At 63.2% G+C, this 23,657-nt stretch carries 25 protein-coding genes and 1 pseudogene; 10 read left to right on the plus strand and 16 right to left on the minus strand.

Features of this window, described 5'->3' with window-relative positions; all coding sequences use genetic code 11:
* Both NKJ46_RS00430 and NKJ46_RS00435 read left to right on the plus strand, forming a co-directional pair.
* Window positions 1-741 (plus strand): aspartate/glutamate racemase family protein, encoded by a 741-nt coding sequence (locus NKJ46_RS00430; RefSeq protein WP_352660494.1) that lies wholly within the window; start codon window positions 1-3, stop codon window positions 739-741.
* A 5-nt stretch (window positions 742-746) separates the two neighbouring features.
* Window positions 747-1,584 (plus strand): annotated as a pseudogene (locus NKJ46_RS00435) (GNAT family N-acetyltransferase).
* A gap of 51 nt (window positions 1,585-1,635) precedes the next feature.
* Here the strand turns inward: NKJ46_RS00435 and NKJ46_RS00440 are convergent.
* The 6 genes from NKJ46_RS00440 to NKJ46_RS00465 all read right to left on the minus strand — a co-directional run bounded on the left by NKJ46_RS00440 (window position 1,636) and on the right by NKJ46_RS00465 (window position 6,576).
* The gene (locus NKJ46_RS00440; RefSeq protein WP_023716676.1) at window positions 1,636-1,782 is read right to left on the minus strand and encodes a hypothetical protein; all 147 of its coding nucleotides are present in this window, start codon (window positions 1,780-1,782) and stop codon (window positions 1,636-1,638) included.
* A 76-nt stretch (window positions 1,783-1,858) separates the two neighbouring features.
* Window positions 1,859-3,151 (minus strand): NAD(P)/FAD-dependent oxidoreductase, encoded by a 1,293-nt coding sequence (locus tag NKJ46_RS00445; protein ID WP_352660497.1) that lies wholly within the window; start codon window positions 3,149-3,151, stop codon window positions 1,859-1,861.
* Window positions 3,148-4,131, minus strand: coding sequence for a branched-chain amino acid ABC transporter permease (locus NKJ46_RS00450; RefSeq protein WP_352661296.1), 984 nt, complete (start codon window positions 4,129-4,131; stop codon window positions 3,148-3,150). Before NKJ46_RS00450 ends, NKJ46_RS00445 begins: the two co-directional genes overlap by 4 nt.
* The gene (locus NKJ46_RS00455; RefSeq protein ID WP_352660500.1) at window positions 4,128-5,036 is read right to left on the minus strand and encodes a branched-chain amino acid ABC transporter permease; all 909 of its coding nucleotides are present in this window, start codon (window positions 5,034-5,036) and stop codon (window positions 4,128-4,130) included. The genes NKJ46_RS00450 and NKJ46_RS00455 overlap by 4 nt, the downstream gene beginning before the upstream one ends.
* On the minus strand, window positions 5,033-5,782 hold the full coding sequence (locus NKJ46_RS00460; protein WP_352660503.1) for an ABC transporter ATP-binding protein: 750 nt from the start codon (window positions 5,780-5,782) through the stop codon (window positions 5,033-5,035). The genes NKJ46_RS00455 and NKJ46_RS00460 overlap by 4 nt, the downstream gene beginning before the upstream one ends.
* The gene (locus NKJ46_RS00465) at window positions 5,779-6,576 is read right to left on the minus strand and encodes an ABC transporter ATP-binding protein (protein ID WP_352660506.1); all 798 of its coding nucleotides are present in this window, start codon (window positions 6,574-6,576) and stop codon (window positions 5,779-5,781) included. The genes NKJ46_RS00460 and NKJ46_RS00465 overlap by 4 nt, the downstream gene beginning before the upstream one ends.
* Window positions 6,577-6,735: 159 nt before the next feature.
* Between NKJ46_RS00465 and NKJ46_RS00470 the strand changes: the two genes are divergently transcribed.
* Genes NKJ46_RS00470 through NKJ46_RS00495 form a run of 6 tightly spaced genes read left to right on the plus strand, consistent with a single transcriptional unit; the run spans window position 6,736 to window position 11,083 of the window.
* Window positions 6,736-7,440 (plus strand): GntR family transcriptional regulator, encoded by a 705-nt coding sequence (locus tag NKJ46_RS00470; protein WP_352660509.1) that lies wholly within the window; start codon window positions 6,736-6,738, stop codon window positions 7,438-7,440.
* Window positions 7,437-7,925, plus strand: a complete 489-nt coding sequence (locus NKJ46_RS00475; RefSeq protein WP_352660511.1) for a DUF3830 family protein — start codon at window positions 7,437-7,439, stop codon at window positions 7,923-7,925. Before NKJ46_RS00470 ends, NKJ46_RS00475 begins: the two co-directional genes overlap by 4 nt.
* Window positions 7,926-8,285: a TIGR04076 family protein gene (locus tag NKJ46_RS00480; protein ID WP_352660514.1), complete on the plus strand. Its 360-nt coding sequence runs from the start codon at window positions 7,926-7,928 to the stop codon at window positions 8,283-8,285. It begins immediately after the preceding gene.
* Window positions 8,282-9,337 (plus strand): aldo/keto reductase, encoded by a 1,056-nt coding sequence (locus tag NKJ46_RS00485; RefSeq protein WP_352660517.1) that lies wholly within the window; start codon window positions 8,282-8,284, stop codon window positions 9,335-9,337. Before NKJ46_RS00480 ends, NKJ46_RS00485 begins: the two co-directional genes overlap by 4 nt.
* A gap of 8 nt (window positions 9,338-9,345) precedes the next feature.
* Window positions 9,346-9,774, plus strand: a complete 429-nt coding sequence (locus tag NKJ46_RS00490) for a DUF4440 domain-containing protein (protein WP_352660520.1) — start codon at window positions 9,346-9,348, stop codon at window positions 9,772-9,774.
* 49 nt (window positions 9,775-9,823) lie between these two features.
* Complete coding sequence (locus NKJ46_RS00495; RefSeq protein WP_352660523.1) at window positions 9,824-11,083, plus strand: ABC transporter substrate-binding protein; 1,260 nt, start codon at window positions 9,824-9,826, stop codon at window positions 11,081-11,083.
* Here NKJ46_RS00495 and NKJ46_RS00500 read toward each other — a convergent pair.
* The 3 genes from NKJ46_RS00500 to NKJ46_RS00510 form a co-directional block, all read right to left on the minus strand.
* Window positions 11,055-12,056 (minus strand): sigma-70 family RNA polymerase sigma factor, encoded by a 1,002-nt coding sequence (locus NKJ46_RS00500; protein ID WP_352660526.1) that lies wholly within the window; start codon window positions 12,054-12,056, stop codon window positions 11,055-11,057. The two genes, NKJ46_RS00495 and NKJ46_RS00500, sit on opposite strands and share 29 nt — an antisense overlap.
* Window positions 12,057-12,065: 9 nt before the next feature.
* On the minus strand, window positions 12,066-12,605 hold the full coding sequence (locus NKJ46_RS00505) for a dihydrofolate reductase family protein (RefSeq protein ID WP_352660529.1): 540 nt from the start codon (window positions 12,603-12,605) through the stop codon (window positions 12,066-12,068).
* A 134-nt stretch (window positions 12,606-12,739) separates the two neighbouring features.
* A complete protein-coding gene (locus NKJ46_RS00510; RefSeq protein WP_352660532.1) occupies window positions 12,740-13,279 on the minus strand; it encodes an Lrp/AsnC family transcriptional regulator in 540 nt (179 codons plus the stop codon).
* Window positions 13,280-13,327: 48 nt separating this feature from the next.
* On the opposite strand from NKJ46_RS00510, the gene NKJ46_RS00515 reads away from it, so the two are divergent.
* On the plus strand, window positions 13,328-14,509 hold the full coding sequence (locus NKJ46_RS00515) for an MFS transporter (RefSeq protein ID WP_352660535.1): 1,182 nt from the start codon (window positions 13,328-13,330) through the stop codon (window positions 14,507-14,509).
* 49 nt (window positions 14,510-14,558) lie between these two features.
* Window positions 14,559-14,987, plus strand: a complete 429-nt coding sequence (locus NKJ46_RS00520) for a GNAT family N-acetyltransferase (protein WP_352660538.1) — start codon at window positions 14,559-14,561, stop codon at window positions 14,985-14,987.
* Here NKJ46_RS00520 and NKJ46_RS00525 read toward each other — a convergent pair whose 3' ends face one another.
* The 7 genes from NKJ46_RS00525 to murQ form a co-directional block, all read right to left on the minus strand.
* Window positions 14,988-16,118 (minus strand): anhydro-N-acetylmuramic acid kinase, encoded by a 1,131-nt coding sequence (locus NKJ46_RS00525; RefSeq protein WP_352660541.1) that lies wholly within the window; start codon window positions 16,116-16,118, stop codon window positions 14,988-14,990.
* 5 nt (window positions 16,119-16,123) lie between these two features.
* Window positions 16,124-17,128, minus strand: coding sequence for a serine hydrolase domain-containing protein (locus tag NKJ46_RS00530; protein ID WP_352660544.1), 1,005 nt, complete (start codon window positions 17,126-17,128; stop codon window positions 16,124-16,126).
* A gap of 232 nt (window positions 17,129-17,360) precedes the next feature.
* Window positions 17,361-19,109, minus strand: coding sequence for an ABC transporter ATP-binding protein (locus NKJ46_RS00535; RefSeq protein ID WP_352660546.1), 1,749 nt, complete (start codon window positions 19,107-19,109; stop codon window positions 17,361-17,363).
* Window positions 19,106-19,945 carry an ABC transporter permease gene (locus tag NKJ46_RS00540; RefSeq protein ID WP_352660548.1) on the minus strand — a complete coding sequence of 280 codons (840 nt, stop codon included), beginning with the start codon at window positions 19,943-19,945 and terminating at the stop codon, window positions 19,106-19,108. Before NKJ46_RS00540 ends, NKJ46_RS00535 begins: the two co-directional genes overlap by 4 nt.
* A complete protein-coding gene (locus tag NKJ46_RS00545) occupies window positions 19,945-20,904 on the minus strand; it encodes an ABC transporter permease (RefSeq protein WP_352660550.1) in 960 nt (319 codons plus the stop codon). Before NKJ46_RS00545 ends, NKJ46_RS00540 begins: the two co-directional genes overlap by 1 nt.
* 33 nt (window positions 20,905-20,937) lie before the next feature.
* Window positions 20,938-22,458 carry an ABC transporter substrate-binding protein gene (locus tag NKJ46_RS00550; protein WP_352660552.1) on the minus strand — a complete coding sequence of 507 codons (1,521 nt, stop codon included), beginning with the start codon at window positions 22,456-22,458 and terminating at the stop codon, window positions 20,938-20,940.
* A gap of 99 nt (window positions 22,459-22,557) precedes the next feature.
* A complete protein-coding gene (gene murQ, locus NKJ46_RS00555) occupies window positions 22,558-23,481 on the minus strand; it encodes an N-acetylmuramic acid 6-phosphate etherase (protein ID WP_352661298.1) in 924 nt (307 codons plus the stop codon).
* Window positions 23,482-23,657 lie beyond the last annotated feature (176 nt).

The following is a 23,657-nucleotide window of genomic DNA, read 5'->3' on the forward strand; positions in this document are numbered from 1 at the left end:
GTGCAGATCCTCGTCGTCAATCCAAACACCACCGCCAGCATGACCGACACTATCGCAGCCGCGGCCCGATCTGTCGCCGGCGCATCGACGACGATCGTTGCGGTCACCTCGACGATGGGACCTGTGTCGATCGAAGGCTATTATGACGAGGCGCTTGCCGTGCCCGGCCTGCTGGTCGAGATCGCCGCCGGCGAACGCTCGGGCGCGCAAGCCGCGATCATTGCCTGTTTCGACGATACCGGCCTTGATCCCGCACGCGCCATGGCTAACATTCCGGTCATCGGCATCTGTGAGGCATCGCTCAGCACGGCCTCGTTTATCGCCCAGCGCTTCACCGTCGTCACCACCACCGGGCGTTCGCGCGTGCCGGTCGAAGGGCTGGTCCAGCGCTATGGCATGGCGGGGCGGGCGCGTGTGCGCGCCGCCGATATCCCGGTTCTTGCCCTCGAAGATCCGGCGTCCGGCGCACTGCCCAGGCTGCGCAACGAGATTGCGCGCGCCATCGACGAGGATCGCGCCGAGGCGATCGTGCTCGGCTGTGCCGGCATGGCCGACCTGGCGGTGGCGCTGCAGCGGGAATTCGGGCTTCCGGTCGTCGACGGCGTGGGCGCTGCGGTGAAACAGGCCGAGGCATTGATCGCGCTTGGCCTGACGACATCCAAGCGCGGCGCCTATGCAAGCCCATTGGCAAAGCCCTATCATGGTGCGCTGAAATCCTTCGCGCCTGGTGCCGCCGATTGATCGCAATGCCCCGAACGATCCGAACGCTCGCACGTGACGAAGTGGAAACCCTTGTCGATTGGGCGGCGGCGGAAGGCTGGAATCCCGGCCTCGGCGACGCCGCGCTGTTCCAGGCAGCCGACCCGCAGGGCTTCATCGGCGCCTTTGTCGACGGCGAATTGTCGGCCGGTATTTCGGCCGTTGCCTATGGCGACGATTTCGGCTTCATCGGCCTCTACATCTGCCGGCCGGACAGGCGTGGCCAAGGCCACGGCAAGGCCGTTTGGGATGCCGGCATGGCGCGGCTCGGCAAGCGCACGATCGGCCTCGACGGCGTCGTCGAACAGCAGGCCAACTACCGCAGTATGGGCTTTGCGCCGGCCTACCGGTACGATCCGGTTCATGGGATCACCGAATGTCCCGGCAGCCGCCGGCAGTGAGATTCGCGCCATAGGACCGGAACTCGTGCCGGACATACTGGACTATGACCGCCGCTTCTTTCCCGGCCCGAGGCGATCCTTCCTGGAACATTGGCTGCGCCCGCCGCATATGGCGCTTGCGATCATCAAGCACGGCGCCATTGCGGGATACGGCGTCGCGCGCCAATGCCGGGACGGCTTCAAGATCGGCCCGCTTTTTGCCGACGATCTGGACGCGGCAAGCCGTCTCTTCGCCACGCTTGCGCACATGTGCGGTCCCGGAAACGTCCATCTCGACGTTCCCGAAACCAGCGGGCAATTTGCAGCTTTGCTGTCGTCCGCCGGCCTTCAGCCGGGCTTCGAGACCGCTCGAATGTACAAGGGAAAGGCGCCGCAGCTCATGCAGTCTGGTGTCTATGCGATAACGACGTTGGAGTTGGGGTGAGGCGGTGCAAGCCGACTTCCAGCGCAAAATCGGGTAACAGGAATATGTGATCTACTTTTCCTGAACTGAAATGCCGGAATCGTCGATACGAAGTTCCACGCCTTTCGGCTTAGTCTCCTCGCGATAAACGTAAATGCCCAAGGCAATGACGGCGACGACCAAAGCGCCGATGATGAGATAAAGATAGTTCTGCTTCATCCGCTGTCGTTAACAACATGATGTGAGTGAGTCTAGCAGTTCGGGTATCAGGACGGCGGACAGACACGCACGTCGATCAGCCATCCAGCCGGTCGCGCAGCATGCTCCAGGGGAGCACCATGTTTGGTGCATGCCGCATCAGGCTGTGGAACGGGATCGGCGACGGCGGCGCAAACGGCAGCAGCAAATCCTGAGGCTTTGTTCCATCAGCCCAGTCGGCAAGCACCTTGCCCATGGCAGTCGTCATGGCGATGCCGCGCCCGTTACAGGCAAAGCCCGCGATCAGGCCGGGGCCGAGATCGACGAGGTGCGGCAGGAAGTCGGGCTCGACGGCAGCCATCCCCGACCAGCTATATTCAAGCGGCGGGATGTCCGGGAGATCGAGGTGCTTGGCGAGCCGTCTCCAGATCGCCCGCGGCACCCGCGTGTCGGCACCGGGGCCAAAAACATGCATGCCGCCGGTGATCAGCCGGTTTTCGCTATCGAAGCGGAAGGTGAAAAGATTGCGCCTGGTGTCGCCGACGCCTTGCCCGCCCGGAAGCAAGCGGGTGCGTATTTCGCGCGGCAGCGGCGCCGTCGCGATCTGGAAGATTTTCAGCGGGAAATAGGTTCGCTGCAGCGCGCAATCCAGCGCGCCGCCATAGGCGTTGGTGGCGACCAGCACTTTTTCGGCGCGGACCGAACCGGAGGCCGTCTTCAAAGCCCAACCATCGCCTACGTGATCGATCGACGCGACACGCGTATGCTCGAAGATGAGCGCTCCGGCCCTTTCCGCCGCGTCGGCGAGCCCGCGCGCATATTCGACCGGATTGAGGACACCGCCCGACCTGTCCATCCAGCCGCCGAGATAGCCGCGAACGCCGGTCAGTTCCTCGACCGCCTGTCTATCCAGCGCGACAGCCGGCCTTCCGCGTCGCGCCCATTGTTCGGCGCGCGATCTAGTTTTTTCCAAAGCGGCCGGCGAATGGGCGGGTTGTATCCAGCCGCTCTGAACTGCATCGCATTCTATGCCGTGCCGCTTGATCAGGTTGAAGACGAGGTCGGCGCTGCCGGTGGCGAACCCGATAAGGCGTTCGCCGCGTTCGGGCCCGAGCTGGGCAATGATATCGTCGGGGTCTCTTTTCGCGAAATTCGGCACGACGAAGCCGGCGTTCCTGCCGGTCGCGCCCCAGGCGATGATTTCTGCCTCGAGGACGGCGACCGCGACGCCTTTCTCGGCGGTGTGCAGCGCGGTTGAAAGGCCAGAAAATCCGCCGCCGACAATCGCCAGATCGACATCGAGTGCACCTTCGAGAGCGGGCCGGTCGCGGCGGTTGCGGCCGACCGCGTGCCATAGCGACAGGCCGCGTGGCATGGCAACGCTGCTCATGACCTTGCAGCGCTCTCGTCCGGTGTCACTTTCGTGCTCTTGCCAAACCTCACACGCCGCGGCCTGTCGCCGAACAGGCCGTTCGGCCTGACCAGCAGGATGACGCACAGCATCACGCCGATCGCCACGATCTGCAGCGAGGCGGCGCGGGCCTGTTGTTCGGGCGAGAACAACACACTCGTCAAGGCTCCCGATCCGGCCCATATCGCCCAGACCAGGATGCTGCCGATGACGGCGCCGATGTTGCTGCCCGAGCCGCCAACGATCAGCATCACCCAGACCTGGAAAGTCAGCGCCGGCAAATAATTGTCCGGAGCGATGAAGCCGGTGAAATGCGCCTGCAACGCGCCGGCAAGTGCCATGATGGCACCGCCCACGGCAAAGGCCTGGACACGGTAGAAACGTGCGCTTTTACCTAGGGATATCGCCGCCCGCTCGTCCTCGCGAAGCGCCTTCAACACGCGCCCCCACGGGCTGCGCGACAGATGCTCCAGCGCGAGATAGACGATCAGCGTCACCACCGAGACGATCGCAAGGTTCGAAAGGTTGAACAGCAACGGCGTTTCGGCGAGACCGCCGAACGGACGCGGAATGAAGCCGATGCCGAACGGGCCGCCGGTCAGCTTCTGGGCATTGAGCGCTACCAGTTGCACGACGACGGCGACGCCGAAAGTAGTGATCGCCAGATAGTCCGATCTCAGGCGCAGCGTGGCGATGCCGGTGATGGCGGCGGCGACACCGCCCACCAGCATGGCGCCGAGCCAGCCGACAAGGATCGGCAGATCGAAGCCGCCGAGCCGCGCGGCATCGTCGGGCGTGGTCAGCAGTGCCGAGGTGTAGGCGCCGATGGCAACGAAGCCGGCGACCCCGACATTGAAAAGCCCGGTCAGCCCCCACTGCAAATTGAGCCCGAGCGTGACGAGCGAAAAGATCAGCGCGGTGGTCAGGAAGAAAGCGCCGTAGCCGAGCAGATCCATCAGCGTTCCCTCACTCCGAAAAGGCCGATGGGCCGCACGAACAGCACCGCCATCAGGATGACGAAGGAAACGGCTGCCCGCCATTCGGCGCCGATCAATTGCACGGCACCCGCTTCGGCCATGCCGATGATCAAACCGCCGAGGACGGCGCCGGGCACACTGCCGATGCCGCCGAGGATGGCGGCCGCGAACATCGGCAGCAGCATCTCGAAACCCATGAACGGGCGGATCTGGATGAGAATGCCGATCATGACGCCGGCGACGCAGGCCAGCGCGCCGCCGATGATCCAGGTGACGCGCACCACCTTGGCGACGTCGATGCCGACGATGCGGGCAAGTGCCGCGTTCTGGCTCAACGCCTGCATCGAGCGGCCGGTCTGGGTCCGCGTCATCAGAAGATGCACACCGAGCACCAGGACGGCGGTCAGCAGCAGCAGCGCGATCTGGTCGGGGGTGATGCGGATGCCGAAGCCTATCGGCATCGCGATCTGGATGGCCCGGCTAAAATAGGTCGGACGCGAGGTGAAGATGAATTCGAGCAGGCTTCTCAGCGCCATCGAGGCGCCGAAGCTCGCCATCACCACGATGATCGCCTGGCCCTTGGCGCGCAGCCGCGCGAACAACACCATGTCGAGCGCCAGCGCCAGCATGCCGGTGGCCGCCATGCCGATGATGAGCGCGACGACCAGCGGCCAACCGAAGGAGAGGGGAGCGATCGGCGCGATCTTGCCGAACATCGCGCCGATGGCCCCGACGACGGCGAGCGTCGCATAGGCGCCCCAGGCCATGAAGTCGCCATGGGCGAAGTTCGAGAACCGCAGGATCGAATAGGTGAGAGTTACGCCGATTGCGCCGAGGCCGATCATGGAACCTGCCAGCAGTCCGTCTACGACAAATTGCAGGCTCATGCCGCACTCCCTTGTCCAAGGTCGAGGCGGCGCTGGCCAAGATAGAGTTCAGCGACGACTGGATCGTTCCAGAGCTCGGCGGCGACACCCTGGTGCCGCTCCTTGCCCTCAACCAGCACATAGGCGCGGTCGCCGATGGCAAGCGCTGCCTTGGCGTTCTGCTCGACCAGCAGGATGGTGACGCCGGATTCGCGGATGCCGGCCAGCATCTCGAACACCATCGACACGAATTTCGGCGACAGACCGGCCGACGGCTCGTCAAGCACCAGCACCTTGGGATGGATGATCAACGCCCGCGCGACGGCCAGCATTTGCCGCTGTCCACCCGACAGGTTGCCGGCGGCGGTCTTGCGCTGACGGGCGAGATCGGGGAAGGCCGCATACATTTCCCCGATGCGGGCTGGCGTCTCGCGCGGCCTCAGGATGCCGCAGGCGACCCTTAGATTGTCCTCGACCGACATCAGCGGGAAGATGTTCTCTGTTTGTGGCACGAAGGCAAGGCCAAGGCGGACCATGGTGTGGGCGGGCGACGCCGTGATATCCTTGCCGTCCAGCAGCACCGTGCCGCCGGTGATCGGGACAAGGCCGGCGATTGCCTTGATAAGGCTCGACTTGCCGGCGCCGTTGGGACCGAGAACGACGACGATCTCGCCCTGGTCGACGGTGATCGAAGCGCCGCGCACGATCGGAACGCCAGGCTCGTAGCCGGCTTCGAGATCGCGGACGTCGAGTACCCTTTGGCTCATGCCGCGCCCCCGAGATAGGCCTCGATGACGCGTGGGTCGCGCGCCACTTCGTCCGGGGTGCCTTCGCACAGAAGCTGACCGCTCGCCATGACCAGCACGCGATGGCAAAGCCGCGTCACCATGTCGATATTGTGTTCGATCAGCAGAAAAGTGATGCCGCGCGCATTGATGTCGCGGATGCGGTCGATGATGACTTCGAGCAATGTCGCGTTGACCCCGGCCGCCGGCTCGTCGAGCAGGATGATCGCCGGATCGGCCATCATCACGCGGGCCAGCTCGAGCAGCTTGCGCTGGCCGCCTGAAAGCACGCGCGCAGGTTCGTGCGCGAGGTGAGCGATCGTGACGAGCTCGAGCAGCTCGATAGCTCTCGTCTCGGCAGCCCTTTCTTCGGCAGCGACCCGCCGGGGTGTCAGGAAGTTGGCGAGCAGTTTTTCTCCGGCCTGCCCCTGCGCGGCCAGCATGACGTTTTCGATCAGCGTCAGGTTAGGCAAGGGCCGGGGGATCTGGAACGTGCGGCCAAGGCCGCGACCGATGCGGCGATGGGCTGCTTCCCCCGACACCGATACGCCGTTGAGGAGGATTTCGCCGCTAGTCGGTAGAATGCTGCCGGCGAGCAAGTCGAACATCGTGGTCTTGCCGGCGCCGTTCGGGCCAATGAGGCCAAGTATTTCGCCCGGCCGGACGTCGAACGAGACATTGTTGACCGCGACCAGGCCGCCGAAGCGTCTGAGGACGTTCCTGGCCGTGAGGACCGGCGTGCGGATCTCCTCCTGCCGTTCCGTCGTGTCGCTCATCAATCCCTCTGGCCGAAAGCGATCTTCGTCGCCTATGATTTGATTTGTGATCACACTTGCTTTGATCACGCTATTCGGCTTTAATTTCTTGCGCAAGCCGAAAACGGGCCAGAGACCGGGACTGCCCATGCAGAAGGCCGCCATCGAAAGAACAATGAGGTGATCGCCGCCCAGCTTACGCCGGTCGGGCGCGAGACCGTGCAGGATCGCGTCTATTCGGAGCTGCGCCGCGCCTTGATCGGCGGCCTTTTCGAGCCGAGCCAGGTTCTGACCATCCGCGGCCTCGCCGACGCGCTGGTCACCAGCACCATGCCGGTGCGCGAGGCGCTCGGAAGGCTGATCACCGAGAAGGCGCTGGAGGCGCTTCCCAACCGCTCGGTGCGCGTGCCGCCGATCACGCTGGAGCGCATCGACGACCTCTTGCGGGCCCGCTCTCTGATCGAGGGTGAAGCGATCGCCTTGGCCGCGACGCGCATGAACGCGCGCCAGATTGCTTCGGTCGAGGCCATGCTCGGCGAATGGGACGAGATGCGGGCGCTGAAGCACAAGAAGGATATCGATCGCGAGGCGACGCTCAACCAGAGCTTCCACTTCGAGATCTACCGCTGCTGCGGTTCCGCCGTGCTGATCCCGATGATCGAGAGCCTGTGGCTCCAATCCGGACCTTGTATCCGCGTCGCCATCTACGCCTTTTCGGATGCCGGAGAGGTCGATACCGCCCACTACCACCGCAGCATCGTCGCAGCGCTTTCCAGGCAGGATGCGCAAGCGGCGCGCGAGGCGCTGGTGGCCGACATAAGCCGGCCTTTCGCCTTCCTGCGCGACAAACTTCAGTCCACAAGCAAGGAAGGATTGAGGGCATGACGGCGCCTGGCATCAGCATCACCGAGCCGCGCTCACAGCTTTCCGTGACCGCGCTGCTGTTGCCTGAAAAGGCGCCTGACAACGCCGCCTTCCTGCTGGCCTATCTCGACCGGCCGCGAATCGTTGCCGGCATCCATGCGATGTGGACGGGGCCGGAAATCTCCTGCCCGGTTCCATCAGCCGAACTTGAGGGCCAAACCTATGCCCGGCCCTTGCCAGCGGAGAATGCAACGCTGACGCCGCAGCCAGGCGACATCGTGTTGTGCTACGTGCCGCCGCGTATGTGGGGTGGCAACCCGAATGCCATCTTCGACATCGGCTTGTTTTATGGACAGGGTGCACGCCTGCTGTTCCCGATCGGCTGGCTTGCCGGAAGCGTCGTCGCGCAGGTGCTGCCTGAGGAGCGCGATAAATTCGCAGCCGCTTGTGGCGTGATCCGCCGCAACGGCGCCTGCGACATCACCTTCACCCGGGTGGAGATCTGAATGGCTGAGACCGACGACAGTTTCGAACTCTTCGACCTTCGCGTCGAGGCGGTCATCCCCAAGGGTAAGCCGATCTATTGCGGCGCCAAGCCCGGCGACCATTTCGAGTTGAAGGGCGAGATGCTGTCGATGCCGGCGGGGCAAGGTTTCTCGATCTATTCCATCGCGGCCGTGTTGCCGCTTCTAGCAGCAAAGCAGCGCCCGACCCACAGGAACGACTGGATGACATCGGACGCCGAGATCGCCTGTCCCGATCCCAATTGCGCCAGCCGGCTGCGGATCATCAGGACCGGCAAGCGGCGGTTCAGCCATTCAGAGACCACGGCGGTGCCGCTGCCCAAGGAGAATGACCGGAGATGACCGCCAAGGCATTCGAGCTCAGCCCCGGCTACACGATCTCGCGCGTCATTCGCGGCGGCTGGCAGCTTGCCGGCGGGCACGGCGCGATCGACTGCCAACAGGCGGTGACCGACCTGATCGTCACCTTCGACGCCGGCATCAGGACCTATGATTGCGCCGATATCTATACCGGTGTCGAAGAGCTGATCGGCGCGGCGCGCCTGCGCCTTGCCAATGAGCGTGGCCTCGACGCTGCCGCCAAGATGAAGGTGCACACCAAGCTGGTGCCTGACCTCGAGCGGCTTTCCACGATCAGCCGCGACTACATCAGCAGCATCGTCGACCAGTCGCTGCGGCGGTTGAAGACTGAGCGGCTCGATCTTGTGCAGTTCCATTGGTGGGACTATTCGGTGCCCCGCTATGTCGATGCGATGGGCTGGCTCGACGAAATCCGCAGGAAAGGCAAGGTGCGCAACATTGGCACCACGAACTTCGACACGCCGCGGCTGGCCGAGATCCTGGCCGCAGGTGTGCCGCTGGTCAGCCAGCAATTGCAATACTCCGTGCTCGACCAGCGGCCGGCCAACAGCCTTGCAGCACTCGCCAGCCGGCATGGCGTCAGTTTCCTCTGCTACGGTTCGGTGGCGGGCGGCTTCCTCAGCGAAAAATGGCTTGGCGTTACCGAGCCGCAGACGCCGCTCGAAAACCGGTCGCTGGTGAAATACAAGCTGATCATCGACGACTTCGGCGGTTGGGAGCTTTTCCAAGAGTTGCTTCGCACACTGAAGGCCGTCGCCGACCGCCACGGCGTCGATATCGCCACCATCGCCAGCGCCTGGGTGCTGGAGCAGCCGCAAGTGGCGGCCGTCATCGTCGGCGCCCGCAACCAGGCGCACGCCCTTGCCAATGCCAGAATCATGGACATCGCGCTCGATGTCGACGACCGGGCGAGGATCGCTGCCGTGATCGCGCAAAGCCGTGGGCCGCTGGGCGACGTCTACACATTGGAACGCGACCGTCACGGCCGCCACGGCTCGATCATGCATTACAATTTGAATGCAGGCAGGAAATGAACGCGGCCATGGACGAAAAGCCCTCCTTGCTTTCCCGCGCCAGCGCCGAGGTGGTCGATCTCCACCGCTTCTTCGTCGACTGGTTCAATGCGGCGAGTGCGGACAATGCAGATTTCAGGCGCTTCGAGCACGTCATGGGCGAAGGCTTCTGCATGGTTGCGCCGGATGGCAAGGTCCTCGATCGTGACGCGGTGCTCGACCATGTCAGGGCAAGCCGCGCCACCTCTGAGGGCGATTTCAGTATCTCGATCGAGGATATCCGGGCCGGCTGGCAACAAGGCGACACGATCCTCGTCTGTTACATCGAAGCACAGCAGCGCGCCGGCAAGCACAGCCGCCGTCGCTCGAGTGCCGTTTTCACCACCAGTTCATCGGCGCCCAACGGCGTCGAATGGCGACATCTGCATGAAACCTGGCTGCAGATGCCTGAAGGCTGAACAGGGCTCAAGACATCAATGAGAGTCGTGTAACGAAAGGGGAACAACAATGAAAAAGACCATACTTCAGATCACCACCGCGCTCGCTCTGCTGACAGCGGCCGGTGCAGCGCAAGCCGCCGATTGCAAGATCACCGTCGGCCTTGTCATGGAACTGACAGGCCCGGCCGGCGAGTACGGCCAGGCAGGCGCCAAATCGGTCGAAATGGCCTTCCGCGATATCAACGAGGCGGGCGGCGTGCGCGGCTGCGATCTAGCGACCGACACCCGCGACAGCCAGAGCCAGGGCAACATCGCCGTCGATGCCGCGACGCAGCTCGTGCAGGTCAAGAAGGTGCCGGTGATCATCGGCGGCATCATCTCCTCGGTGTCGATTCCGATCCTGACCTCGGTCACCGCTCCGGCCAAGATCATCCAGGTGTCGCCTGCTTCCTCGTCGCCGACGCTGACGGCGCTTGGGCGCGACGGCAAGACCAACGGCATTTTCTTCCGCACCATCACCTCGGACGCACTGCAAGGCGTCGCCGCCGCCAAATACGCCATCGACAAGGGTTTCAAGAAGCTGTCGGTCGTCCACGTCAACAACGACTTCGGCGTCAACATGGTGGCGGAATTTTCGCGCGCCTATAAGGCGCTCGGCGGCACCATCGTCTCCGACACGCCCTACAATGAAAAGCAATCGAGCTATGCCTCGGAAGTTACCGCGGCGATGGCCGGCGAGCCCGATGGGCTTTATCTCGTCAGCACACCTGTCGACGGCGCAACCATCGCCCGCACCTGGATTTCGCAGGGCGGTGTCCAGAAATTCCTGCTCAATGACGGCATGAACAGCCCGGACTTCATCGAATCCGTCGGCGCCGACTATTTGAAGGACGCCTACGGCACGTCCTCGGGCACCAGCCCGACCGCATCGACCGAGTATTTCACCAAGAACTACAAGGAATTTTCGGGCATCGAACCCTCCAATCCCGCAGCCGACCGGTCCTATGATGCCGGCGCCATTGTCGGCTTGGCAATCGCCATTGCCGGCTCTGAGGATCCGGCCAAAATCAAGGATGCGATGTACAAGGCGGTCGACCCGGCCGGTACGCCGATCTATGCCGGCAAGGACGAGTTCGCCAAGGCGCTCAGCCTGATCAAGGAGGGCAAGCCGATCCGCTACGAAGGCGTCATCGGTCCGGTCGCCTTCGATAAGTATGGCGACATCACCGGCCCGTTCCGGCTCTGGAAGATCGTCGACGGCAAGGTGACGACCGACGGCGAAATGACGACGGATGACGTCAACGCCTTGCAGGCGAAGCTTCAGTAGGCCGCCTATGTCTTGTCCGGCATCGATCCCATTTCATTGAGGTCGATGCCGGACAGTTAGGCCGCCCGGAAACGACCACCGAACCAGCCGTCGGCATGATCCAGGGGCAGGCATAATAATCGGTGATGCGATTTATGATCCCGCCGGCGGCTTCGATCCGAACGGGATGGGCCGGCTTCCAACCGGCTTCGCCATGGTGGAGCACGAGCAGCACCGCCTCGCCATCAATCTCGCCAATCGCTATTTTCCAGGCCGTCGAGGCTCTTTCGTATTCGACGAAGTAAGGTGATTCCGACAGCCTGCCCTTGAAGCAATCCGCGACCCGCAATTGTGCGTCGGCGCTGGTCAGCGCCCGTACGCCGTCCCAGTCGCGGCGGTTGAACAATTCGACATAGCGCCTGAGCAATTCCAGAAGTTCCGGATCGCTTTGGCGCTCCGAACGGACGATTGGCTCGCCCGACAAGGCGGCCAATTTCGAGCGGCCACGGTTCAACGCGGCCTTGACGCCACCCACCGTCGAGCCGACGAGATCGGCAATCTCTTCTAGCGAATAGTCGAATACATCCTTGAGCAGGACACAGGCGCGTTCCTTGGGGGGCAGGTGGATCACCAGCCGTTCGATCGCGCGATCGGCGCCCTGGCCCGCCGGCTCGACCGGCAGGATGATCTCGTCCTCGGCGAAATTGGCCTCAGCCTGCTGGCGCACCTGCCGGCTTCGCAGGAAATCGATGCAGCGATTATGCGCGATGCGAAACAGCCAGGGGCGAAGGGCGCTCGCATCGTCCAGCTTCTCGATCTTCCGATACGCCTCGAACAGCGCCTCTTGCATCACGTCTTCGGCGTCGAGCGCCGAACCGGTCATGCGTGCGCAGTAGCGGTGCAGCCGTCCACGCAAATGCGCGACTGTTCCCAGGAAGCCGGCATAGCGGACGTCGAAAAGCCCTGTCGGGTCAAGTCTAGGCTGCATCTTCATGGTACACGATCATTGCGGGACATAGGTCAGCGTAATGACGCCGTTCTTGAAACGGTGCGTATCTATAAGCTCCAGCTTGACCAGCGACGGGTCGACATCCTGGAAAGCGCGTTTGCCTTGGCCAACGCGGGTCGGCACGATCGAGAGTTGATACTCGTCGACAAGCCTGTTGGCGAGCAGCGTCTGGTCGAGATTGCTCACTCCATACTTCAATATGTTGCCGCCGCTTTGCTGCTTGATACCAGCGATTTCGGCAGCGACGTCGCCTTCGATCAGCGACGCGTTCCAGCTTACTTCCTTGAGGCTGCGCGACGCGACGAGCTTCTTCAGCCCGTTCATGCGGTCCATGTACTTGCTGCCTTTGACCTGCGGCCAACGCGCCGAAAACATTTCATAGGTGACGCGGCCGAGCAGGAAAAAATCCGCCTCGCCGGCCTTTTCATAGGAGTGCTCCTTCATCTCCTCGTCGAAGAAGGGCGAGGCCCATTCCATTGGTGCCTCGATGACGCCGTCCAGCGAGATGAAGCTGCCCACGATCAATTTTCTCATCGCGTGTCTCCGGTTGCGCAACAGACATCGGTCGGACCCAAGGAACCGGCGAAAACGAAACCGGCCCGATCCACAGGATGCAGTGCCTAAGACGTTCCCGGTTCGACTTTGGATACGCGTGAGGATCGTTTGAGTTAATAGAGCGGCTTGGCCATGTGTCGGGGCGTCGGCCACTCCGTCGTAATCCCCGGCTGCACCGGCCGCTCGAGATAGGTCGAGAGCACGACGTAGCTTCGCGTCGAGGTAACGCCGGGTGTTTCGTACAGGCGCGACAGCAGCCCTTCGAGTGCCCGCGTGTCCTCGGTGCGGACCTTGATCAGCATGCATGTGTCGCCGGCCACCGAGTGGATCTCCTCGACTTCGGGGTGTTCGGAAATTGCCATCAGCTCCGGCGTCTTTCCCCACCCCTTCGTGTCGATATGGACGAAGGCAAGCAGCGGCTTGCGCACCGCCTTGGGATCGATGATGACCGCGGTGTTGCGGATGGCGCCGCTGCGCCGGAGGCGCTTGACGCGTTCATGGGCTGCCGGCGGTGAAAGGCCGACGCGGTCGCCGAGCTCGGCATAGCTGATCGTGGCATCGTCGACCAGAACGCCTAATATCTTTCGGTCGGTTACATCGATATCGCGGGCGGCAGGCCTGTTCTGCGGAATGCCATCTGTTTCTTCATTCATATTAAAATTCCCGATTGATGCAGAATTTAATACGGCCATTATTGCCATATGTCGAACACTGATCAAGTCGCCACATTCGCAGCTGCCCCCAAGCCGCCAATCCCGGCACTCGCTTACCTGCTGACCGGGTGCATTGCCGTGATCGGCTCGAACTCGCTGGTGCTCGGTCCGATCGCACCGGCCGTGGCCACGTCGTTCGGCACAAGTGTGCCGGCGGTTATGATCGCGTCCGCCGCGTTCGGACTCGGTACGTCGGCGAGCGCCTTGTTCCTGGCGCGCTATATCGACCGGCTTGGTGCCCGCCGCATGCTGCAAGGAGCGTTGCTGCTGCTGGCGATAGCGCTCGTCGCCAGCGCCGCTGCGCCGACAGTGACGGCGCTGGTCGCGGCCCAGCTTCTCGCCGGCATCGCTGCAGGTGTCGCCATGCCGGCAATCTACGCCAGCTCCGCCGCGATTGCACCGCCCGGTCGTGAAAGCGGCACTATAGGGGTCGTGCTGACCGGCTGGACACTGAGCATGGTCGCCGGGGTTTCGCTGTCGGCCGTACTTGCCGATCTGGTGCATTGGCGCGCCGTTTTCGCGGCGGTCGCGGTGCTTGCAACACTCGCCTTGGCCAGCCTGTCGCTGACGTCGCTGAGCGATGTCAGGAAGAGCGGTCCGGCGCCGACCCCGCTGGGCGCCTTGAGCGTTCCCGGCATCGTGCCGCTTCTGGTTGCCTGCGCCGCCTTCATGACCGCGTTCTACGGCGTCTACGGCTATCTTGGCGATCACCTTCACAATGGCTTGGGACGGCCGGTCAGTGCCAATGGGCTTGCCGCGCTCGCCTATGGCGCCGGCTTTGGTGCGGCGGCACTTCTTGACGGCGTTATCGATCGCCTGGGTGCGCGGCGTGTCATGCCGTTTGCCTACCTGCTCGTCGCGGTCGTCTATGTCGCGATTGCCGCGGCGAGCGGTAGTTTCCATTTGACCATAGCGATGATAGCCGTCTGGGGCCTTGCCAATCATTTCGGATTGAACGTCCTGGTGATGCGCCTCTCGGCGCTCGATCCTGCGCGCCGCGGCACGATCATGGGTCTGAACAGCGCGGTCACCTATCTCGCGGTGTTCGTCGGCACCACGGCGTTCGGACCGCTTTATTCCACATTCGGTTTTGCGGCATCGGCGCTGGTTGCAGCCTTGCTGATGCTGATCGCTGCTGCGGCGGCGGCGTGGCGTTCGCCGAAGCTATAGCGCAGCCAGGCTTGCGTCTCGGTCCGGTCCTTCGATAGATGCTTGATGGATGGACAATACAACGCTTGAGACAACCGCCAATCCCCTGCCGCAGGAACTCGCTTTTCTCGGGGAGCGGCTTGCGGCGTTCAACGACAGTGATGTCGGTGCCTCCGGCAGGAAGGCATTGGCCGTGTTCGTACGCGATGAGCGCGGTGCTATTGTCGCCGGCATCTCGGGATATACCGCCTGGGGCTGGCTCTATGTGCAATGGCTCTGGGTGGATGAACGGCTGCGCGGCCAGCGCATGGCCGGCCGGATGCTCGAAGCGGCCGAGAGGGAGGCAATGGCGCGCGGCTGCCACGGCGCCTGGATCGACACGTTCAATCCCAAGGCTGCCAAGGCCTATGAGCGCCAGGGCTATCAGTCCTTCGGCGTGCTTGCCGATTTTCCCATGGGCCGCAGCCGTATCTTCCTGCAGAAGAGATTGGCGGCTTGATTAGCCGGCAAGGCGTCCGCCGCGCATCGGCTGGGGCACACCGGTAGTACTGGGGAAGCTGATCGGCAAGCCTCTGAGCACGCGCACTGCCAGGAAGGCAAAGCACTCCGCCTCCACCGCATCGCCCTTCCAGCCCATCGCCTCGGCCGGCACGGCGTCGACACCGGCGCGGCTGGCAAGCATGGCCATCATCGTCGGGTTGTGTCGACCGCCGCCGCTGACCACCAGCCGCTTCGGCCGGTGTGGTAGAAGATCGAGCGCCTTGCCGACGGCGGCCGCGGTGAAGGCCGTCAGCAGGGCTGCGCCATCCTCGGCATTCATCCCGTCCGCCATCGAGGCGCCGAAATCGAACCGATCCAGCGATTTCGGATAGGGCTTGGTCAAGTAGGGATGCTGCAGGAGCTTGGCCAGCCGTGCCTCGTCGACCGTGCCGGCGCGCGCAAAGGCGCCGTCGCGGTCCATTTCGCCGAGCCCCTTCGACTTGATGAAATCGTTCAGCGGTGCATTGGCCGGCCCGGTGTCGAAGGCGACGACATTGTCCTTGCCGTCCCACCAGGTGATGTTGGCGACACCGCCGAGATTGAGCACCGCCGTGTCGCCGCTGGCGTCGGCTTCGCGCAGCAGCGCGGCGTGATAGGCGGCCGACAGCGGCCCGCCCTGGCCGCCGGCGCGCATGTCGGCCGAGCGGAAGTCATAGGCGACTTTAGTGCCCAGGATGGCATGCATCAGTTCGCCATCGCCAAGCTGGCGGGTCTGGCCGAGCCGGCCGGCTTGCGGGGCACGATGCAGCACGGTCTGGCCGTGGAAGCCGACGACGCCGATGTCGGCCATGGTCAGGCCGTGGCTTTCGACAAGATCCTTGACCGCCGCGGACTGGGCGCGCGTCAGCGCCTCCTCCGCCTCGTGGAAGATTGCCGGTTCCGGCCCGGTGAAATTCCAGCTCCTTGCCTGGCCAAGCGTCTCTTCCAGCAAGGTCCGGATCGACTGCGGGTAGGGGGCCAGCGTGTAGGTGCCGAAATCAGCGATCCGCTCGCCGTCGGTCTTGATCAGCGCGACGTCGATATTGCCGTCCAGCACGGTGCCGGTCATCAGTCCGACGGCCCACATTGGTTCGGCATTTTTCGGATTCATGACTGTCAGGCTCCATTGACGAGATCGCCGACCACTTGGCGAAGCGCTGCGATCCCGCTGTTGAAATGACGTGTCGGATGAATCCGATTGGTGAGCAAGGTCCATGCTCTGCCTTCGTCGAAGTCGATCCACAGCCCGGTGCCGGTGAAGCCGGTATGCCCGATGGTTTCGGGGCTGCACAGCGCGCCGCCGGACCAGCCTTCGTAGGGTCGCTCCCAGCCATGGGTGCGGGTTGCCGACAAGGGCGTGCGCATCAGCGCTATCGAACGCTGCGACGCGCCGGTCCCGTCGAGCAGCCCTCGCGCAAAGTCGAGGACCGAAGCTGCCGTTCCGAACAGCCCGGCGTGAGCGGCCCCTTGCAATGCCGAGCAATTGTCGTCGTGGACCTCGCCTGACAGCACGCGATGGCGCCATGTGCAGTCTTCGGTCGCCGCCGCTCGATCCGGTTCGGCGGAGAACGCGAAGCCCGGGCCGGGATCCATGTCGCGAATGGTCTTGCCGGACAGGCGCTCCAGAACAAAGCCGAGCAGGATGAAGTTGATATCGGAATAGACCGGCTCCCCAGCCTGCCATTCGCGCTGCAGGATGAAGGCGCGCAGCAGCTCGGGGTCACGCCCATAGGTGTAGATCGGCGCAACGGCGGGAAACGGCGTCTGATGACCGAGACACTGGCGAAACGTCACCTTCCGTTCCCATGCTTTTTCGTCATATTGGCGCAGGTCGGGCAGCACCGAGATCAGCGGTGCGTCGAGATCGATGACCCCTTGTTCCGCCAGCGCCAGGATTCGCGGCGTGGTGAAGATGACTTTGGTCAGCGACGCCAGATCGAACCATGTTTCGATATGCATCGGCCTGATATCAGGCACGCGCTGGGCGAGGCCTGTCGCCCGCACCATCCGTGTGCCGCCGCGCTCGACGAGACCCAACACGCCGCCTGGAATACGGCCCTCCGTCACCGCCGCTTCGAGCGGCGCGAACGCGCGGTTGAAAAGCTGGGCGAGGTCGGTCAACGCCAGCCTCCGTCTGAGAGGCAGTGATCCTTCCCACCCCCCTCTGTCCTGCCGGACATCTCCCCCGCAAGGGGGGAGATTGGCAGTTTCGCCCCCCGCGCCCATTTCCTTCCGCGTTGAAAATTGGCGAAAGCCGACGCGACATCCAATCTCCCCCCTTGCCGGGGAGATGTCCGGCAGGACAGAGGGGGGTGCTGTCCCTCTGGCCTTTCATATCTTTGGGCGACAATCATCACACTTCCACCCGTGCTCTATGATCCGGCCCGAATTGCTGCCAATTGGCCGGGCCTGGCTCAAATCCCAGCGGACGCACGAGCGAGGGGACCTGGCGCGTATCCAGCTCGAAACGTTCATGCCGCCGATCTATGGAGGGAACGGCCGCGATAAGCTGTTTGGTATAGGAGTGCTTCGGCTCCGAGAGCACCGATCTGGCATCGCCGATCTCGACGATCTGGCCGGCATAGATGACCGCGATGCGATGGGCGATCCGCTCGACGACAGCCATGTCATGCGAGATGAACAGATAGGCCAGCCCGAATTCACGCTGCAGCTCGATCAAAAGCTCCAGCACCCTGGCCTGCACCGACACATCGAGCGCCGAAACCGCTTCGTCGAGGACGACAACCGAAGGATTGAGCATCAGCGCGCGAGCGATGCACAGGCGTTGCCGCTGGCCGCCGGAGAATTCGTGCGGATAGCGCTGCAGGCTGTTTTCCGGAAGGCCGACGCGTTTCAACAGCGCGGCCATTTTCGCCCGCGCTTCAGCAGTTATCCGTCCGCCGGTAGCGATCACCGGCTCCGCGAGAATGTTTTCCACGGTGAGTCTGGGATTGAGCGAGCCATAGGGATTCTGGAACACCATCTGCACGGGAAGGGCGCTCTGCCCGGCGGCGGCCTTACGCGCGCTGGCCGAGATTGTGCCGCGCGTCGAGCGCACCAGCCCCAGAATCGCGCGGGCGGTGGTGGACTTTCCGGAACCGCTCTCGCCGACGACCGCCAATGTCTCGCCCGGCATCAGCTCGAAATCCACACCGTCAACGGCATGGACGGCACCGCTGGTACGGCTGAGAAAACCACCCTTGACCGGAAATCGCACCACGAGGCCATCGACCTTCAGCGCCGGCTCGGCAGCTTTTTGCTTTTCGCGTTGCGCGTCCCTGCGTGTCGCACTGCCGTCGGTGAAATGCGGCACCGCATGCAGCAGATGCCGCGTATAGGGATGCCGCGGATCGTCCAATATCTGGTTCAGCGCGCCCTGCTCGACAGCTTCTCCGCTTTGCATCACCATGATCTTGTCGGCGATGCCCGCAACCAGACCGATGTCGTGGGTGATGAAGATCATCGACATCCCGGTTTCCTGCTTCAACTCGGCGAGCAGCGCCATGATCTGCGCCTGCACCGTAACATCCAGCGCCGTCGTTGGCTCGTCGGCAATGAGCAGGCGCGGGTTGCACGCGAGCGCCATGGCGATCATCACCCGCTGCAGCATGCCGCCCGAAAGCTGGTTGGGCGTGTATTTCAGCCGCCGTGCAGCGTCGGGAATACGCACGCGGTCGAGCGCGTCCTTGGCCGCCGCCGTCGCTTGCCGGCCGGTCAGGCCGCGATGCAGGCGAAACGATTCCTCGATCTGCCTGCCGATGGTCAGCACCGGATTGAGCGAGGTCATCGGCTCCTGGAAGATCATGCCTATTTCGCCGCCGCGGATCTTCGTCAGTTGCGGCTCGGTCGCGGCGGTCAGGTCGAAGATGCTGTAGTCGGCCCGCCTCAGCTTGATCGAGCCCGCGGTGATGCGGCCGCCGCCATAATCGACGAGGCGATTGATCGACAGCGCCGTAACCGATTTGCCCGAGCCGCTTTCGCCGACGATGGCCAGCGTTTCGCCGTCGGCGAGATCGAAGCTGACGCCGCGCACGACCTCATTGGCTTTCGGGTTGCGGCCGAAGCCGACGCGCAATCCGCTGACGGACAGCAGCGGGATCATGCGATCGATCTCCGCATCATCGGGTCGAGGACATCGCGCAACGCATCGCCGAGCAGGTTGAAACCGAGGATGCTGATCATGATTGCCACGCCCGGGAAGATCATCAGCCAAGGCGCTGTCTCCATCAGATTGCGGCTGTCGCTCAGCATCAGGCCGAGCGACGCGGCGGGCGGCTGCGTGCCGAGCCCGAGGAAGCTTAAGCCGGCTTCGGTCAGCAGTGCCCAGGCCAGCGCCAGCGTCACCTGAACCGTCAGTGGCGCCACCAGATTGAGCAGCAGATGCCGTGTTACGATATAGCCCGCACTGCTGCCGAACGTGCGAGCCGCGTCGACGAACTCGCGCGCCTTGAGCGACAGAGCCGGACCTCGCACGACGCGCGTGAAGATCGGCGTGTAGACGATGGCGATGGCAATGACGCTGGTGGAGGTTCCCGGTCCCGCAACCGCGACGATCAGCAGCGCCAGCAGGATCGCCGGGAACGCCAGCAGAACGTCCATGATCCGCATTACCAGGCCGTCCCAGCGGCGCCCGAACCAGGCTGCCGCCAGCCCGAGCACCGTGCCGGCCAGTGTCGCGAAGGCGACCGAAAAGAAGGCCACGATGAAGGACTGGCCGATCCCGGTCATCAGCCGGCTTGCGACATCGCGGCCGAACAGATCCGTGCCCATCCAGTACATGCTGTCAGGCGCATGCAGCCGCTCGACCCGGTGCTGCGTCAGCGGATTGTCCGGCGTCAGCCCCAGCATGCCAAGTACGGCAAGCAGCAGATAAAGCGCAACGATGGCACCGCCGATGCGGCCGCTGGTGTGCGCAAGTATAGCCCGCAATGTCGCCATCAGTGCTCGCTTAGCCGAATACGCGGGTCGAGCGCGACATAGGCGAGGTCGACTAGGAGATTGACGATCATGAAGTTGAAGGCGATGAACAGCACGCTTCCCTGCACCAGCGCATAGTCGCGCTGCAGGATGGCATCCAGAACCATGCGGCCGAGACCGGGCAGCGCAAAGATCTGCTCGACGATGACTGCCCCGCCCAGGAGATAGCCGAACTCTATGCCGCTCAGCGTCACGACCGGGATGAGCGCGTTGGGCAAAGCATGCCGCCAGATGACGTCGCGCGCCGAAACGCCCTTGCTGCGCGCCGTCCTGACATAGTCGTCGCTGAGCACATCGAGCATCGCCGAACGCGATATGCGGGTCACCGAAGCCGCGAAGGCAAATCCAAGCGTGACCGCAGGCAGCAACAGCTGGCCGAGATTGCGCAGCGGATCCTGCCACAGCGGCGAAAACTCGCCCATCGCCGGCAAAACGCCAAACCCCGCCGACAGCGTGTAGATGATCAGCAGGGCAAGGACGAAGTTCGGCGTCGACTGCCCGATCATTGCGACAACGCGCACGCCGAGGTCGGACAGCTTTTCATTATGGGTGGCGGCAAAAATCCCGGCCGGCATGCCGACAACCAGGGCGATGACCATCGACAGCAGGGCGAGCTCCAATGTTAGGGGGAAACGCTCGAGGATGACGTCGAGCACCGGCCTGCCATAGGTGGACGAAATGCCGAGATTACCTTGGAAAAGACCAAGCAGCCAGCGCCAGTACTGGATGAACCAGGGCTGGTCGATGCCGAAATAAGCTGCAAGCGCATCGCGCTGCTGCGGCGTCAGCAGGCCGGCTTCGGTCCCCAGCATTGCCGTGATCGAATCGCCCGGAACCATCCGGATCGCCAGGAACACCACGATGGACACGCCAAGCAGGACGAGAGGGAAGGTCGCCAGTCGCCGCATCAGATAGTTCACGCGAAGAACATCCTCTCGTCCGGCATCAAAGAGCTACTGGATCGTCACCTTGGCGAGGCTGAACAGCGAACCTGTCGGCACCGGTTCGAATCCTGCGATATTCTTCTGCTGTGCCGTGTAGCTGTAGGACGTGTAGAGCCAGATCCAGGGCGACATCTCAGTGATGTGCTTCTCGAAGTCGGCGAAGATCGCTTTGCGCGCTGCCGGGTCGGTCTCGGTGCGGCCCTTCTGCATAAGGCTGTCCAGCGTGTCGTCGATATAGTTCGCGACCTTCTGCAGATTGCCCGTCTTGGTCCAGTAGCGGTTGTACATAGTGTAGGGATCGGCCCTGCCGCCGTTCAGCGCGACGGCCATGTCGAAATCACCCTTTAGCCAGGCATCGACGTAGACGTTGAGCTCCATCATCTTGATGTCGAGCTTGACGCCGATTTCTGCGAGTTGCGACTGGATGACCTGGGCTTCCGCCGCTGCCGTCGGCGGCTCGCCGGTGGCGCCGATCACGGTCGCCGAAAAGCCGTCGGCATAGCCGGCCTCAGTCATCAACTGCTTGGCCTTCACAATGTCGCGCTTATAGCAGAACAACTTGCTTGGATCGGTCGCCAGCGCCGGGATGGTCAGCGGGCCGGTGACCTTGCCTTCGCCGAGCGAGGCGGTGTCCAGCACTTCCTGCCGGTCGATGGCGCAGGAGATCGCCTGACGCACCTTGAGTTCGGTCATCGGCTTGCGGGAAGGATTGAGCTGCAGCACGTGATAGGCAAGTACCGGCACGCGGTTCAACTGCAGGCTGGCTTCCTTGGGCACCAGCGTGGCGACAAGCGGATCGTTGAGCAGGGCAAAATCGATCTGCTTGGTGCGCATCGCTGCCAGGATCGCCGTCTCGTCCGGCAACACGCTGATCTCGATGCCGTCGACACCGATCGTGCCGCCCGCCCAATCCTTGTTGGCCACAAGCACTTCCTTGGAATTCGGATCCCATTTCTCGAGCTTGAACGGACCTGAGCCGATCGTCGTCGTGCCAATCGAGCCGGCCGTGATTTCGCTTGCCGGGACGATCGCCGCATTGACGTCGCTCATCGCCGTCAGGATCGGCACATCCGGCTGCGAGAGGTGGAACACGACGGTGGCTGGATCGGGCGTGTCGATGCTGGCGATCGAGAGAAAGTTGGCGCGCGCCGCAGCGCCCGTCTTCTCGTCGAGTATGCGCTCGAACGATGCCTTGACGTCGGCCGAGGTCACGGCGGCGCCGTTCTGGAATTTTGCTTTCGGATTGAGCTTGAAGCTCAGCTCCTTGCCGTCCGGCGAGAACTGCCATGAATCGGCAATCGCGGGCGTGATTTGCAGGTTTGCGTCGAGCCGCACCAGCGGTTCGTAGATCAGCTCCAGCAGCCGCAGTGAGGAGAATGCCGTCTGCTTGTGGGGATCAAGACCGGTGGCGTCCTGCGACCACGCCATATGCAGCGTCGCCGCACTCGCCTGCACCGGTAGCGCGGCGAGGCCAACCATTGCCGCGAGCGTCATGCCGGAAAGCAGTTTCTTGCCAATGTGCCGTACCATTGTCGTCTCCCATTATTGTTAAACCAGATGCCTTGCAGTTCCCCGGACCGCTTCAAAGGGACACACGCCCCGGAACATCGGCCCAGCATCCATGCGGTCTTACACGGTCTTTTCGCCTATCGCCTTGCGCAGGAAACCTCCCGCGTTGGCAAGCGCCTTACGTGCTTCTTCGACACCCATGCCGGTGATCGTCACCAGGATTGCCAGTTTTACATCATTGCCGGTCTGGTCGAGCGCCTGTCGTGCCTGCTGTGCCGCGCAGCCGGTCGTCTGCATCACGATCCTGACCGCCCTGGCGACAAGCTTCTTGTTGCTTGGATTGAGGTCAACCATCAGATTCTGATAGCTCTTGCCGATACGGATCATACTGGCGGTAGACAGCATGTTGAGCACCAGCTTTTGCGCCGTTCCCGATTTCAACCGGGTCGAGCCGGTGAGGACCTCCGGGCCAACCACCGGAGAGATGGCAATATCGGCAATGCCGGCGATGGTTGATCGAGGATTGCAGGACAGCGCCACGGTGGTGGCTCCCACCTCCTTGGCATAGGTCAAGCCGCCGATGACATAGGGTGTGCGTCCGCTGACAGCGATGCCGACCACCACGTCGTCGGCGGTCAGCTTGATGTCCTGCAGCGCCTTTATTCCCTGTTTCGGATCGTCCTCAGCGCCTTCCGCAGAGTGCACCAGTGCGTCGACACCACCGGCGATCAGGCCCACCACCATGTCTTCGGGTACGCCGAAGGTCGGCGGACATTCCGAGGCGTCGAGGACGCCGAGCCGGCCGCTGGTGCCGGCGCCCATATAGACAAGGCGTGCACCGTTCTGGAACGCGCTCACAATCCGGTCCACGACCGCCGCAATGTCGGGGATGACCTTCTCGACGGCTGCCGCAACGCCTTTGTCCTCGTCATTGATCTTGCGCAGCACCTCGAGGGTCGGCAACAGATCGATGTCCATCGTCTTCGGGTTCCGGTCCTCGGAAACCAGCCGCTCCAGCTCCGACATCAACCCTTGTTCGACCACTTCGCTTACTTTCAAGTGCGACTGCGAGCAGGACTGTGATGCCCGCGGCAAGCGGCGTCCAGTGCCTGCACCTGGCCGTCGGCTCGGATACCGGCTGCGCCGGTTCTGTTTCGTTAACTTTTTAGAATTCGATATTCTCTCTGTCAACGGAAAGCAGGAATATTATATTCCTTGCC

Source organism: Mesorhizobium sp. M0166 (assembly GCF_040322255.1).
Classification (GTDB): Bacteria; Pseudomonadota; Alphaproteobacteria; order Rhizobiales; family Rhizobiaceae; genus Mesorhizobium.